Consider the following 13971-nt stretch of genomic DNA (forward strand, 5'->3'; position numbering starts at 1 on the left):
CATGATCTCGGGCAGTGGCGGGGGCCAGGACGGCGGCACGGAGTTCACGGCGGAAGCCCTTGAGGCTGTTCTGCGCGAGGCGTGTGGGACAGCCGGACTCGACCCGGACGGCGCCGAGTTGCTGCGGCTCGGCTCGAACGCTGTGTACCGGCTATCTACGTCGCCGATCATCGTCCGCATTGCCCGTGACCCCGATGTCCTGGAGGAGATGGAGCGGGCCGTACGCGTTGCCCGCTGGCTGGAGGCGGAAGACCTTCCGGCTACTCGGGTGCCGGCCGGAGTCACACAACCGCTGGTGGTCGGCGGCAGGGTTGTGACCTTCTGGGAGAGCGTGCAGGAGCACGAGGAGTACGCCACGGTGGGCGAGCTGGCCGACCTGCTCCGCCGACTCCACTGGCTTGAGGAGCCCGAGTCCCTGAGGCTCCCGTACTTCGACCCGCTCGCGAAGCTGTCGGGCTCCATGAGGCAGATGACCGGCATCACGGAGGAAGACCGCACGTTCCTGGAGGAGCGAGCCGCAAGGCTGAACAAGGACTACGACCGGCTGGACTTCGTGCTTCCCTTCGGGATGATCCACGGAGACGGGAGCATAGGCAACGTGCTCCGTCACCGGGACGGTCACGCGGTGCTCATCGACCTCGACGGCGTCGCGCTGGCCCCGCGCGAGTGGGACCTGATCCAGACTGCGATGTTCTACGACCGGTACGGCTGGCACACGAAGGCGGAGTACGGGGAGTTCGTCCACCGTTACGGCTTCGACCTGATGAACTGGCCCGGCTATGAGACCTTGGCGGATCTCCGCGAACTGATGATGGTTGCTTGGCTCGGCCACCAGGTCGGTTCCAGTGAGCGTTCTGCGGCGGAGTTCGCGCGGCGCGTGCGGTCGCTCCGAACCGGCGAGGGGCGAGACTCCTGGGGCCCTTTTTGAGGCGGGGTCAGAGGCTGAGCTGCGCCTCCGAAGCAACCCACAATCTTTGTTCCTGAGCCTGCTCCGTGAAGTCCCGGGAGATCGCACTGTCTCCCGTTGCGGCAAGGTTCTGCCGGAACTCGGCGAGATAGCTCACGCAACGGGCGGACTTGAGCTGTTCTCCGAGATCGAGGGCATCCAGCGCGACGCGACAGGCCTCGTCGGCTTCTCCGGCTCGTAGGTGGGCGTCGGCGAGAACCATGGTCGCGAAGAAGTCGCTTCGTACGTGGCTTCCGCTCATGGCGTTCTCTGCGTGGGCCACGGCCCGGCGGGCGCTGTTCACGTCGCGGAAGCAGTGCGCAGCTTCGGCGGCAAGCTCGGCCTCGTCGAAGTAGCTGATCCACTCGGGCTCGTCATCGCTGTTCCGGCTCTCCAGGGCCTTTGTTGCCGCGCTCAACGCGGCTTCGCACGCGCCGACATCACCGGTTCGTGCTAGGGCGCGGGCCTCCATGGCATGGAATTGGGCGCGCAAGGTGGGCGTCGCTACGGGCGAAATGCCCATGAGAGCGGCGCGAGCGAGTGTGGCAGCCTGCGTGTATCGACCGAGGAACGTCGCCTGGTGGCTCATGGCGGAAAGGATGCTGCCAGCCAGTCGGCGGTCATTGGCGTCCTGGGCCAACCGGAGTGCCTGGAGGAAATACCGCTGGGCCAGACCGTGGTGGCATGAGTCGTACGACATCCAACCGGCAAGGAGAGTCGCCTCAGCGACGGTGGAGAAGAGGGCCCGGCCCACCTGCTCGGTATACCGGCCGCGCAGCATCGGAACCACGTCGTTGCTCAGATACTGGATCACTGCGTGCCGCGCGTGATCTCCGCCGAACTGGTCGTCGAGATGGGCGAACATGTCCGCGGTGGTCTTGACGGCTGCCACATCGCCGAGACCTACGCGTGCACCGTCAGTACGGGGCCGGGGAATCGTCGGCTCGGGCGCGACCAACCACCTCAGTGACGCTTCGCTCCACGCCGGCTCGGACGGCTCGGTCTGGAGCAAGGGCTCATACCCGTTGAGATCGGCACGCCACAACTGCCCGACTGTCTGAATCGCCGCATCGGGGCTGGCCGGATAGGCAGCGTCCAAGAGGGCCGAGTCGTGCGCACCGCCGTGGTTCAGCCCGAGTTCCGCCGCGCTCATACCGAAGGCGTCGCACAGGAGCGGTCCGTAGAAGTCGTCCGGGGAACTGTGTCCGTTCTCCCAACTGGCAATGCGGCGCTTGACGCTGGCGTCTGAGGGGAGTTGATGACCGCGCCGAGCAGCCGCCTGGCGTAACTCGCGTACCAACCTCGGCTGACTCCAGCCCCGGCCAGTGCGAGCCTCACGTAAGTGGGCGCTGGTCGACTGCATCGAAGACGTGACCGCTCACTCCCTGCTCGTGCGCCGATACGAGAACGTCCCGCAACTGAATGTACGCGCTGGTCATTACTTCTTGCAGGGAGTAGTCAGAGAACGTCCTTGGACGGCGGGCGACGGGGGATGACGCGCCAGACCTTTGCACGTCATCCCCCGTCACCTCACGTCATCTGCCCTGGCCAGTGCCTCGACCCTGAGTCTGGACGCACGGCGGCATCGCGGCCGCAACGCAGTCCGACTGAGGTGAGATGACGTGCAGAGGATGACCAGGAGGGGTGTCGAGTGGCTCTCCGCCGCTGCCGACGATCCGGTGATGTGCCGGGCGGTCTGGGAGGACGACCCCCGCACCCCGTGCATGCTGCCGACCGGTCGTCTCTTCGACGTGGTGACGATCGAGCAGCGCACAGGACTGGAGACCTTCGACCAACTCGTACGCCGGGGACTGCCGTTCGGCCCGGTCGTGGTGGATCACAAGGCCCGACGGGTGGGCTTCCTGCTCAACTCCCGGAGCCAAGAGAGCTTCGTGCATTTCCTCGAACGGGAGACGCAGAGCCCGCCCTCGTATCGCTACCTGAGCCTCGGCTCCGTCGTCGTTATTCCCGGCCCTCTGCCTCTGCCCGGCGACCGCTACCAGTGGCTCCGCGCACCAGTACGCCGCCCAGAGGCCAATCCGCTGCGCCCGGTCGCTCTGGCAACCATGCTCGTAGCCGCATCCGAACTGCTGGCACGCGCCGACCGGTACGGCGAGAAGTACCCCTCTCCGTCTGCCGTGGACATGGTCACCGCTGAGAGGTCGGCTGCCGATGCGTGATGAACCACGCGATCACCAGGACGCCGCCCAGTGGTCCCCCTTGGACAGCGACGGTTGGTACGCAGCCCGAAACGCGACGACTGCCCTGCGAGACGTTCTGACCGTCGCGGGCATGGAGAAGGATTTTCCCTACCTGCGAGCCGACCTCAACGCCTTCGGACACGGACTGATCGAACTCGGGCGCGTGTCACCGGCAACGGCGGAGCGTCTGGCCGAACTGCTTCGACTCGCGTTGACATGTGGGACGGACAACAGCAGCGAACGGCACGGAACTCCCGAACAACGGACGCGAGAGGACTGACGCTATGACCGACCGGCGAGGAGTTGTTGCCAAGCGCGCTGAGGACTTGATGCCTGGTGTTCCCTACGTCCGCGGCTGGATACAGGCCCGGCACAGCGCCGACATGCTGGCCTCCCAACTCACAGACCTGGGACTGGAGTCCGACTTTCCTGGCCTCGCGGCCGATGTGAACGTCTTTGGTGACGGCCTCGTGCGCCTCGGCACAATATGTCCGGAGGCGGCGCTACTCCTGGCCGAGCTGATTGCGTCGGGCCTCGCTGCGGAGACGGTGGACTCTACGGCTCCGGCCGGCTCAGCCGATCCCCACCGGCACGCCTCTGCCGCTTGGCGAGTCCTGTGAACCCTGGCCCTCTTGGTCCTAGCTTGCTCCCGTGATCGGTCGGGCTCTGCCGTCCGGCCGGGACCGGCGCCCCAGCGCCGCAGCCCGGACGGGCGGCAGAGCCCGACCGGGAGTTTATGGATGAGCTAGGAGCAGGGGGCGTGAACGCACCACTTTTAAGAAGGAGGCGGGGCGGAAACCAGTGACGGAGGCATTCTGTCAAAGATGGCTCTCGGCTTGACTGCCTTCTGCTGGTGGTATCAGTTGCACGAGTAGAGCTTGCTCTGGCAGCGATCAATGGGGGCTTAGATGGCCAGGCAACCGAGTCAAGACGCGCGTCTCGTCATGTATCAGGTGGTGGCAGCCAGGCATCTAGGCATCGATCAGATGGTTTGGCAGGTACCGGGTATAGCGCTCACTGCACAAGCCTTCTTGATGGCGATTGGTCTCGGTCCTGGAGCTGGCCAACTCGCCCGCCTTAGCTCTGGACTCCTCTCTGTAGTGATCGCATTCATGTCTGTTGAACTGCTGATGAGACACCGGCTCAGCGCGATCGCAGACGCTGTTTGGCTTGAGAAGTTCGAGCGAGATCAGGGTTGGGACGTACTCCACAAGCCCCTGAATGACCGCTGCGCTCAGCTTGGTGTCCCCATGCCGCGTTTGGCGCGTGCTCGTGCTTACCCCGTGTGGATCATCGGCCTCTCGGTCTTTGGCCTCGTTGGCTTGGGCATCGCGGTTAACGCGCTCATTGGGTAGCTCAAGTCGCTACCTTGTCTGCCTACCACCCTTCGTCCGTTGCCCCGCAGGATTCGAACCTGCGACACCCGCTTTAGGAGTTCGATCTACACCCGCATCTGGGGCCGCCGACGGCTGGTCCGACGGTCGCCCGATGATGCTGCTGTATGCCCCCGTCCGACCTTGTTGATGTCAGAGTTGGATGTCAGCGAAATAGCTTCGGAACGGGGCAGACCTCCAACGGATCGTTTGGCCGGTCCGCCCACTGCCACCACGCGTGCCGGTCCGCGCACAGCCACAACATCGGGCAGTCCGTCGGCCGTCGTCGTCTCGCCGGGCGAGCATCAGGCGGCCCGATCTCAGGGGGTGGTTGCACTCGGGACAGGGCGGAGCATCGTCGGCCATAGGGAGAACCCTAGATAGGGCTATCGGTTGATAGGGATCGCATAGACGATCTCGCAGTGCGTGGCGCACGACGATGTCCGCCGTCCCCTGCCAGGGCAACCCGTGGCTGGGCGACGTCGACCTCGCCCAGTGTCAGTCAGGGGACCTCGGTAAGAAGGCGTCCGGCCAGGAGGTCGCCAACGAACAGCTCGAGGCTTGCGGCGAGACCAGCAACTTCATGACGGTTAGGGCGCGGCACGTACCCGTGCGTGAGCGCGCTGCGCATCTCGTAACAGCGGGTGAAGAAGGCGGCCGGGGCTTTGCCCGAGTACATGCGAGGCTCCAGGGTCCGGGCCAGTCGCCGCCCGGCTTGCCCGATCGACTCATCCCGCAGCCATTTGAGACTCCCTCGTAGTGACTCTCGCTCGGAGTGGGTGAGGTCAGCGTTGGCTTCGGTGGCCTCGATCATGGCGGTCACGTGCGCCTTGGCGGATTCCGAGCGGGGCTGGAGGTCGAGCAAGGTCTCAATCGCCATAGTCAGCATCAGAAGCCTTGAGTCCGCCGATGGTTGGAAGAAGGAACCGCTGTACAGGTCGAAGGCCAGCCGCTCAGGACCATCCAGCGGGTCATGGAGCTGCGCGGCCTGCGTGAGCACCAGGCGGTTCCGCTCCTCGGACGGACGCTTACACGCCTCGATGCTCGGCGCGGCGACGAAGCGAAGGCCCGGCTGATCTTCGAAGACTGTGACACCGGGCAGGTGTCCCAACACAGGGTGTCCCACTCGCTCGGCGAGCCACGCCTCACCAGCTTTGGTCAGGGCCCCGACGGGCTGTCGATCCCCAAAGTCGGCGGCGAGGTGGACCCGGGCGAAGGCACGACTAATAACGTCCCGCCACCGTTCGCCCTCCCGGGCAGCTTCGTCTTGGGTGGCGTATCCCTCGCCCCGGATCACGAGGTTGGTGGCGTCACACAAGCGTTGGCTGGCGTCCCCGAAGGGCTTCAGCCAAACCCGTCGCTCTCCTTCGCCCCACAGCAAGAACTGGCTTTCGGTCAGTCCGAGCAGCGTCTGGCTCGGCATCGTGAAGGGGAGACGAAAGCAGTACATGGGCACCCCCGGATGACTTAGCCAGTTCCTCGTGAGCCTAGTACTCCATTTGGATCTCGTTGAAGGTGAGTGGGATAAGCCCGTCAGGTGTGAGGTGCTGGGCGGGACCACAACGAGGAAGGCAGGGTGCCGGCGGCAAGCCCCCGGGCTTCCTCAGCTATGCCACGCTGCCAGGTCGTAGTCGGTCTCTCAGCTATGGGGCGGGACGTACAGCCCAGGACTGACAGCGAACGCAAGCCCCGCGCCACTGGCGCGCTCTAAAGCGCTGCGCGCACGCTTTCCAACTGTGGTGGTGGGGTGTTGGGCAGCGTGCAGGGGCGTTCACCTGAGTTCATCGACGTCCCGCCCTTGGGCTGCATACGACTTCTGATCTCGTCTGAACGGTCGTGAACGGGACTGAATGAGACGGAAACTGACACGGAGAGAGATCGAGGCTCGCTAGCCTCCTGGTGCAGCACGTTCGAACTAGTGGTCACGAAGTCTATGAGACGGTCCGGATAACGATCAGCATGTGCTGCACTGTTGCATCAACAGCTCGGATCGGCGCCGGCGCGACTGCACTGGGCGGCGCGATTGCGTGGATCGGTGCCAGGGCGCAGGCTCGGGCGGCTCTGGAAGCAGTCCGGATGCAGGTGCGTGGACAGCGGTTTGACGCTCGCTGGCAGGTGAGCCGTGACGCCTACGCTGCGTTCTTCGGCGCTGTGGAGGAGGTCCGAACGGCTGTCGCTCACGCCCGTGGCGTTCAGGCCGTGACCTTGCATCACCCAAGGGAGACATTCCGAGATACTCCCGCCGAGGCTCGGACGGCCGTAGCCGAGGCCATGAAACGGCTGTGGGTTCAGCAGTCGTTGCTACGCCTGTCTGTGTCGTTGCCTGAGCGTATGGTCGCCGACAGCCTCGTCGAACAGACGTCTGGCCTGGTGCGGTACCTGGATGAGTGGTGGGGGATTGCCCTTCAGAGCGCCCCGTCAGCTGACGAGTTGGACGAGAGGCTGCTGCGGCGGTCTGGCGAGTTGGCTCAGGTAATTGATCACGTTGTGCAGTCAGCTCGGGAGTGGTTGGACGCGACTCCAGACGTCGACCCTCCGCGGCGATCCCTGTGGTCCCGATTGTGTGCCTGGCATCACGATCGGCGCCAGCGCGGCGTCCTCGATTGACGTGCAGATAGCCAGCCCATCGGGGCTTTCAACATCTGCTTGGGAAGCTGCGATCATTAACGGCCGTTTTTGGGCTGACATGGGCAAACGGCCGGGCTGCGGCGTCGTCGGCGGCGCCTGTGTTCACCGTGTTTGCCCGCTGTCGCCCGCGCGAACTGGTGCGCTTGTGGTGCAACCGAAAGCAGGGGCCGGAAGGTGCTGTCACCTGAACGCATAGCCGAAGCGCCTGTAGTCAGGGAGTCTCTACAAGACGGTAGCCGTCTGCTCGCGCCGGTTCGCGTGCGAGGACCGGTCGCGGGGAGCTGGGGCGTCATCGGCCGCTCCTCCTGTGCGTCTCCTGCTGGAAGTGGACGGCGGCGTGAACATTGGCGTAGCGAATAATGCCAACTCGCCCCAGAGTCGCATGGAGGTCAGTACAGTCTTTACTTTCTGACGAGGCGGGGTGGCGGATGTTCTCGGATCCAATGTTGCAGCAAGCTGCTGGCGGGGTGATCGCCAGCGTCATTGGGGCCACGGCGATGCGTCTTGGCGTGACCCTGAAGTCTTTGGGAAGCCGAGCCCTCAAAGAAGACGAGGAGGTCATAAAGTGGTTCAACACCTATAGGATTGCCGAATCGACGCCTCAATTCTCTGATCTACCGGCAGGTATCGAAGAAGGCGAACTCTGTCGAATTCTGGAGAGTTCGGGATTCCACTCCGTAATTCACGAACTATTGGCCGCGCGACTCACGGATGCTCCAGAGGTAGATGTCCAGGATATTCAAAAGGTCTTTGAGCTTACTCTGGGCTACGCTAACCCTGCCGTTGATCTTTCCGGCCTTGCTGAAGCCCTATTTGATTATTACGACACCGAGATCTGCTCGATTGTAGGAAGAATTCAAGGGGCTTCGCCGGAATTTCTTCCAAGGCTCCGAAGTGATGCCTTCGCAGCACGGATGGTCTCCTCACTGAAGGCGCTTGAGAGGAGATTGCATTCGTACGAGGCAGCAGACCCCGAGAGGGATCGAGAATTCCTTCGAGGGTACCGAAATCATGTCTTGGAGGAGTTTGGGAAAATTGAGCCCCCGGACTTCGAGCGGCGTCGCCGCGTCCCCATCGATGATCTCTACGTGACCCCCGAAATCGCTGAGATTGATACGCCCAGTTCGAGCGAGATCGATGTCTGGGAGCTGGGCCGTAGAATCGATAGGACAGTGCTTCTCGGAGATCCTGGAGGAGGAAAGACAACTGCCTCGAATGTCCTCATGCACTGGCACGCAAATTCTGACAGTAGGCCTATCCCCTTTCTGGTCACTCTCCGAGATTTCGCCTCCCAGGACCCTCCCGAGAGGTCTGTCCTAGGGCACATTGAACATACCCTTGAGGTCTTTTACCAATGCCCCCCACCCAAGGGTCTTATTTCTCGACTACTCCTTTCGGGTTCGGCTCTCATAATCTTCGACGGCCTTGATGAATTGATTGATACTGCACGTCGGGCCGAGGTAACGACGATCGTTGAGCGCTTTTGTACGGAGTACCCGATGGTGAAGGTGCTCGTAACTTCACGTCTGGTTGGATACGATCAAGCGCGCCTCGATGATCAGTATTTTGTTCGATACCGAGTGGGAGGGTTCGACGCGGGAAGAGTGGGTGAGTACGTCCGGAAGTGGTTCGCTCAGGAAGAAGGAATTAGTCGTCAAGAGGCCCAAGCGCTTTCTGCGGCTTTCATGGGTGAAAGTGCTAGTGTCTCGGACCTGAGGGCGAATCCGCTTATGCTCGCCTTGATGTGTATCCTCTATCGCGGAGAGGGGTCAATTCCTAGAAATAGGCCAGAAGTTTATGAGCAATGCGCTGGCTTGTTGTTTAGGAAATGGGATGCGAGGCGCCGAATCCACACGGAGCTTCGTGCTCGACCGCATGTTGAGCCTGCGTTGCGCCACTTGGCTCATTGGCTTTTCAGTCGCCAAGAGACAGAGGCGGCGGTAACTCATGGAAGCTTGATCAGGGAGACAGCTAATTTCCTGCATGGGCGGGGTTTTGAATCCATTGATGAAGCGAAAGAGGCGGCAGAAGAGTTCGTAGATTTCTGCAAGGGGCGAGCGTGGGTTTTCAGCGACGCTGGAACGACGGCTCGGGGAGAAGCGCTATACACTTTCACCCATCGCACATTTCTGGAATATTTCACGGCTGCATTCCTCTCGTCGGTCAGCGACACACCTGAGAAGCTGGCCAAGCTACTAGCCCCCCACGTTGCGAAAGAAGAGTGGGAGGTTGTCGCTGAATTGGCAGTGCAGATGAAAGATCGCTCAGTCGACCAGGGCGCAGCCAGGATTTATAGGAGCTTGCTAAACGATCGACGTTACACGGCGGTCGACAGCCGTAACAACCTACTGGCTTTCCTTGCTGCATGCCTGGAGTCGGTCGATCCTCCGCCAGGCGTAGTCCGAGAGCTCTGTCGTAACTGCCTTAGTCACCTTTTTCGTGGCGGAATGAATGAGCAGCAATTCTACGCCCCATTGTTGGTGCTTATCAGGTGCAGCGGTCCATATCGTGAAATTGTTGCGAGCGAAATAACGGCCAAAATTGATGAGCTCATCGAGTCTGGCGACGCAGCCGAGAGGATGGCAGGCCTTAGAATCGCCATCTGGTGTGACCCGCAAAACAGTACTTACTCCCGGGGCCCGCTTGGGGCCATTGGGCCAGAAGTCAAACACTATTGGAGGGATTTCACTGAAGCGAACTGCTTGCGTTTTGAGCCCGATCTTGTTGCGGCAGCGGAGACCGACTCAGGGTTTTTGCGGCTTGCTCTCGACCGGAGACTTGTTGACTTGGAGCAGGTGCTCTCAAATCCGAACGGATTTGAGAAGCTGACTGCTGAAGGCCATCCCACGGGCATCTTTGGAACTATCTGGTCGCCGTACTTGCCGAGCAATGCCATTAAACTAGTCACAGAGCCGGAGGGTGTGGCTGAAGCCACGCTCGAAGATATGGCAGTGGTGGGTAAATACATCTGTGAACAGCCTTCTCCGCCGTGGATACGCCGGGATAACACTCACTGGGCGGGTTTCGTGCATCCTGGAGTCGATCATCCGGTTTTGCAGCCTCTGTCGTCCGATGCCTTCCTGGGGGCATCGGTACTGATGATGATCGTAGTCGAGCTGTCAGGCGATGTTGGTTTCAGAGACGCAGCTCCACAGGATTTGGGTTATCTCTCGGCTCTCTATCCGTATCTGTTGCGGCGAGACAATCCTGAAATGGACCTTAGTCTTCCGCCTCTGCCTATTCCTCAGGGGCTGCAACGGACTATGGAGCGTTGGGCGGTAGGGGAAGTCAATTTCCTGCAGCAGCGCGACGCGTAGGTCGGCGGATCGGGTTTGGCCGGTGGCCTGCCTGGTCTGGGGTCGAGCATGAGCAGGGGGCCGTACGCTGGTTGGCAACTCGGGCAGGCTTTGGGCCTGACCGCAATTGGCACGAGTGGCCCCCTGGTCTTGCTCGACGCGGGACCCTGACCGGGGAGGTGGCTAAAGCCGTGGAGCCGACCGCCCCAGCCGCGATGTAACCCTTTTTGACGGCAAGTGGCTGATTGCTGGGGAGCGCGGCACGGGCGCTGGCCGGGCTGGAGCGGGGCGGAGACAGGAGCGCAGGCCTGGCCGGGGGCCGGGCCGCGCGCGGGGAGCGGAGCGAGCCGCCTTGAAACAGTGGAGAAGGTCTGAGCCAACTGGGCTGTCTGTTACAGCCTGAAGGACAGTTCCAGGTCGTCGCCGGGAAGGTGGAACTCCTCCAGAGCGAGCGGCTTCTCTGCCGCGGTTAGCGTCACGCGAATGATGTGGAGCAGCGGGACGCCTTCAGGTAGCCGGAGAGCCTGGGCTTGGTCCGGGAGTGGCATGCGCGTGCGGATGTACTCCGTGAAGTGGAGTTCGTGGCCCAGTTCGGCGAGTGCTGCGTAGAGTTCCGGGGCCGGCGGGGGCGCTTCCTCTTCGTACTTCGTATCGATCAGCACGGAGAACGGCACGTACGTGCGGTGGAGTTGGCGGAGGCGGCCATTGTCGGCGGTCTGCAACGCGTCGTAGGTGAACATCGGCTCGCCCGGCGGGATGCGCAACAGGTCGGCGAGTGCGAGCGGGGCGTCCGTGCGTGTGGCTACGGGGGGTTCCGCGTTGGCCCATCGGATGCCGTCGGCGTCGGCGTAGCCTCCGTCCGGAGTGCGGCGTACGCCGCGTGGGCGCGTGAGGCTCGGGCGGCTGTGGGGTGAACGGGCGAATGTGCCCCGGCCCATGATGACCTCTACGAGACCTGATGCCCGTAGCTCCGTGAGGCCCTGACGGACCGTGGGGCGCGTCACACCGAACTGCTTGGCCAATGCCTCCTCAGAGGGGAGTGGCTGGCCGGCCGGATAGGTGCCGTCCAGGATGCCTTGGCGCAGGTAGTCGGCGATCTGCCGATACTTCGGCTGCGTGTTCTGCGGCGGCATGCAGGCCCTCCGTGGCCGTGATTCTGGGCAACTTGCCCAACTCCTTGGACAGCGTCCCCCATCGCAAGACGGTTGACAACCCGTAGTACGGGCCTCACTCTGGACTCGCAACCCGTACTACGGGTTGTAAAGCAGTCCGGAGGATCGACCTTCGGGCGCAATGGATGAGGAGTCCAACCAAGTGGCAAGCCTTCCGATCGACACCGCGAAGTTCACGGGGATCATCTGTGCCGTTCCCCCTGCTCCGCGGGTTGCCAACCGTGAGACCGGTCAGCTCCGCGTGGACCGGGACACGGGCAAGACCGTGTACCAGGTCGGCCTGTGCCTGATGGCGGGCACATCGGCCGACGTCGTCACCGTGAACGTGCCGGGCGAGCCGAGCGGCGTGCAGCTCGGTATGCCGGTGGCCGTACGGGACTTGATCGCCACCCCGTGGGAGAACGAGGGCCGGCACGGAATCGCCTTCCGCGCGACGGAGATTCGGCCCCTGAACGCTCCGGCTCCGGCCGGGAAGGGGGCCGCGCAGTGATGATCCTGGCCTCCACCACCTCGGCCGGAACGACCTGGCCGAGCTGGCTCCTGGTGGTGGCCGCAGTGCTGGTGTCGGGCCTGCTTCTCGCAGGCCCGGCCCTGCGCCGCCGCTACCCCGTGGCCTGGTGGCTCTTACTCGGGTTCCCGGTCGCATGCTGCCGCGTCATCCGCACGTGGCGGCCGTTGATGGCCGGGTGCGGCCTGGCCGTGAGTCGTCGGCCTGCCCTGACGGTGGTGTCCGGGCTTGTCGGCAAGGGAGCTCCACCCCCTCAGCCTTTGGTGCCTCGGTTCGGGTTCATACGGCCGACGGCTGGCGGCTTCTGGCTGCTGGTGCGTCTTCTTCCGGGCCAGGTGCCGGAGGACTTCGTCAAGGCTGCGCCTGCCATGGCGGAAGCCTGGGAGGTGCACGCGGTCCGGGTCGTCTCGCGAAAGCCGGGAACCGTCCGCATCACAGCCTCGGTTACCGACCCGCTGGCCTTCCCCCGCATACCGAAGCAGTTCGGGCCCGGTCGCCTTCTGCGCGTTGCTGTAGGCGCGCTGGAGACCGGGGCCGCGTGGGTGATCGACCTGCGGCGTATACCGCACTGGCTGATCGTCGGCGCCACCCGGTCCGGTAAGTCCACGCTGATCAACGCGCTCGTGGCGGGCCTGGCCCCGCAGCCCGTCGCGCTGGTCGGCGTCGACTGCAAAGGCGGCATGGAACTGTCGCTCTACGAGCCGAGGTTGTCGGCGCTCGCGACCAACCGTGAGCAGGCCGTCAAACTCCTGGCCGCGCTGGTTGATCTCACCCTCGACCGCATGACCGTCTGCCGCGCGGCGCGCGTACGCAACATCTGGGGCCTGCCAGAGCAGGCTCGGCCGGTCCCGGTAGTCGTCATCGTCGACGAGATCGCCGAGTTGTTCCTCGTCGCGAGTCGGAACGAGAAGGACGAAGCGCAGGCAGCCGGTACGGCACTGATCCGGCTTGCCCAACTCGGCGCAGCACTCGGTGTGTTCCTCGTCGTCGCCGGCCAACGCGTCGGCTCCGACCTGGGGCCGGGAGTCACGGCGCTACGTGCCCAACTCGGCGGCCGGGTCTGCCACCGCGTCGCCGATCCCGGCACAGCAGAGATGGCCCTCGGCGACCTCAACCCGGACGCGCTCAAGGCAGCGCAAGCCATCACACCGGAACAAGCCGGTACCGCGGTCCTGGCCTCCGGTGACGGCTGGGAACGCGCGCGCTCCCACCTGGTCACCGAAGCGGAGGCGGAAGCCATCGCGGCCGAGTTCGCGCACCTGACCCCGCACCTTCCCGAACTGCTGGACGCGAAGTGAAAGGGGACTGCCGTGATCGTGTCCATGTCGGCGGTGCTGCTGCTCGGCCTGCTGATCTGGTTCTTGCTGCGCATCCGCTACCTGCGCCTGGCCGACCTGCTGCTCTGCGGAGCCTTCGGCTTCCTGCTCGCCCGGACGACTGCCGCGCCCGTTGTGGCGACGGTCCTCGAAGGGGTGGGCACTTTCCTCGGACAACTCCGCTTCTGACCCATCACGTACGGCCCGAGTTCAACAAGGCCCGTATGACGGGCTCCCGACGGGGCGCGAAGTCGCCAAACCCGACCCCGTCAGGAACCCACTCCATCCGCCACGTGAGCAGTGAAAGGAGCACCCTCACTTTGTCCATCGCGCATCGTCCGCGCAAATCCCCTCCGCCCGAATGCGAGCTGAGGACCAGGGAACAGCCGACCTGCGTCGGGCGGGAACAAGTTGTTCTCGTCGGACTCGACGGCTTCGAACGCTGGCTCTGCCCGGCGCACGCTGCCGCCCTCTGGCTCACCGATCCGACACTTCGCTTCAGCGCGAAGACTCGGCCGCAAGCAATCTCCG

11 protein-coding genes and 1 tRNA gene are annotated in these 13971 nt (G+C 63.6%); 8 read left to right on the plus strand and 4 right to left on the minus strand.

The window, feature by feature from the left end; all coding sequences use genetic code 11:
* The first annotated feature begins 1 nt into the window (after nt 1).
* Complete coding sequence (locus OG219_RS32605; protein ID WP_266832566.1) at nt 2-928, plus strand: phosphotransferase family protein; 927 nt, start codon at nt 2-4, stop codon at nt 926-928.
* A 7-nt stretch (nt 929-935) separates the two neighbouring features.
* On the opposite strand, the gene OG219_RS32610 is transcribed toward OG219_RS32605, so the two are convergent.
* The gene (locus OG219_RS32610; protein WP_266832568.1) at nt 936-2309 is read right to left on the minus strand and encodes a helix-turn-helix transcriptional regulator; all 1374 of its coding nucleotides are present in this window, start codon (nt 2307-2309) and stop codon (nt 936-938) included.
* Between the two features lie 259 nt (nt 2310-2568).
* On the opposite strand from OG219_RS32610, the gene OG219_RS32615 reads away from it, so the two are divergent.
* From OG219_RS32615 to OG219_RS32625, 3 genes are read left to right on the plus strand one after another with little or no spacing between them, the layout of a single operon-like run.
* Nucleotides 2569-3126 carry a bifunctional DNA primase/polymerase gene (locus OG219_RS32615; protein WP_266832570.1) on the plus strand — a complete coding sequence of 186 codons (558 nt, stop codon included), beginning with the start codon at nt 2569-2571 and terminating at the stop codon, nt 3124-3126.
* Nucleotides 3119-3427 carry a hypothetical protein gene (locus OG219_RS32620; protein WP_266832572.1) on the plus strand — a complete coding sequence of 103 codons (309 nt, stop codon included), beginning with the start codon at nt 3119-3121 and terminating at the stop codon, nt 3425-3427. The genes OG219_RS32615 and OG219_RS32620 overlap by 8 nt, the downstream gene beginning before the upstream one ends.
* A 4-nt stretch (nt 3428-3431) precedes the next feature.
* A complete protein-coding gene (locus tag OG219_RS32625; protein WP_266832574.1) occupies nt 3432-3767 on the plus strand; it encodes a hypothetical protein in 336 nt (111 codons plus the stop codon).
* A 775-nt stretch (nt 3768-4542) separates the two neighbouring features.
* On the opposite strand, the gene OG219_RS32630 is transcribed toward OG219_RS32625, so the two are convergent.
* Together OG219_RS32630 and OG219_RS32635 are read right to left on the minus strand one after the other, a co-directional pair.
* A tRNA-Phe gene (locus OG219_RS32630) sits at nt 4543-4607 on the minus strand.
* 415 nt (nt 4608-5022) lie between these two features.
* Nucleotides 5023-5943, minus strand: coding sequence for a hypothetical protein (locus OG219_RS32635; RefSeq protein WP_266832576.1), 921 nt, complete (start codon nt 5941-5943; stop codon nt 5023-5025).
* Nucleotides 5944-7615: 1672 nt separating this feature from the next.
* On the opposite strand from OG219_RS32635, the gene OG219_RS32640 reads away from it, so the two are divergent.
* A complete protein-coding gene (locus OG219_RS32640) occupies nt 7616-10465 on the plus strand; it encodes an NACHT domain-containing NTPase (protein ID WP_266832578.1) in 2850 nt (949 codons plus the stop codon).
* A gap of 371 nt (nt 10466-10836) precedes the next feature.
* Here OG219_RS32640 and OG219_RS32645 read toward each other — a convergent pair whose 3' ends face one another.
* Nucleotides 10837-11577, minus strand: coding sequence for a GntR family transcriptional regulator (locus OG219_RS32645; protein WP_266832580.1), 741 nt, complete (start codon nt 11575-11577; stop codon nt 10837-10839).
* 181 nt (nt 11578-11758) lie between these two features.
* Here OG219_RS32645 and OG219_RS32650 point away from each other — a divergent pair, with 181 nt between their 5' ends.
* The 3 genes from OG219_RS32650 to OG219_RS32660 are packed head-to-tail and all read left to right on the plus strand — an operon-like array spanning nt 11759 to nt 13629.
* Nucleotides 11759-12106 (plus strand): hypothetical protein, encoded by a 348-nt coding sequence (locus OG219_RS32650; RefSeq protein WP_266832582.1) that lies wholly within the window; start codon nt 11759-11761, stop codon nt 12104-12106.
* The gene (locus OG219_RS32655) at nt 12103-13422 is read left to right on the plus strand and encodes an FtsK/SpoIIIE domain-containing protein (RefSeq protein WP_266832584.1); all 1320 of its coding nucleotides are present in this window, start codon (nt 12103-12105) and stop codon (nt 13420-13422) included. Before OG219_RS32650 ends, OG219_RS32655 begins: the two co-directional genes overlap by 4 nt.
* Before the next feature lie 12 nt (nt 13423-13434).
* Nucleotides 13435-13629 carry a hypothetical protein gene (locus OG219_RS32660; protein ID WP_266832586.1) on the plus strand — a complete coding sequence of 65 codons (195 nt, stop codon included), beginning with the start codon at nt 13435-13437 and terminating at the stop codon, nt 13627-13629.
* The last annotated feature ends 342 nt before the right edge of the window (nt 13630-13971 follow it).

Source organism: Streptomyces sp. NBC_00038 (assembly GCF_026343635.1).
In the GTDB taxonomy this organism is placed as follows: Bacteria; Actinomycetota; Actinomycetes; order Streptomycetales; family Streptomycetaceae; genus Streptomyces.

Excerpts from the sequence above, each read along its gene's own strand:
- OG219_RS32635 (WP_266832576.1), bottom strand. The coding sequence starts at position 5,943 with ATGCCGAGCCAGACGCTGCTCGGACTGACCGAAAGCCAGTTCTTGCTG.
- OG219_RS32610 (WP_266832568.1), bottom strand. The coding sequence starts at position 2,309 with ATGCAGTCGACCAGCGCCCACTTACGTGAGGCTCGCACTGGCCGGGGC.
- OG219_RS32625 (WP_266832574.1), top strand. The coding sequence starts at position 3,432 with ATGACCGACCGGCGAGGAGTTGTTGCCAAGCGCGCTGAGGACTTGATG.
- OG219_RS32605 (WP_266832566.1), top strand. The coding sequence starts at position 2 with ATGATCTCGGGCAGTGGCGGGGGCCAGGACGGCGGCACGGAGTTCACG.
- OG219_RS32620 (WP_266832572.1), top strand. The coding sequence starts at position 3,119 with ATGCGTGATGAACCACGCGATCACCAGGACGCCGCCCAGTGGTCCCCC.
- OG219_RS32645 (WP_266832580.1), bottom strand. The coding sequence starts at position 11,577 with ATGCCGCCGCAGAACACGCAGCCGAAGTATCGGCAGATCGCCGACTAC.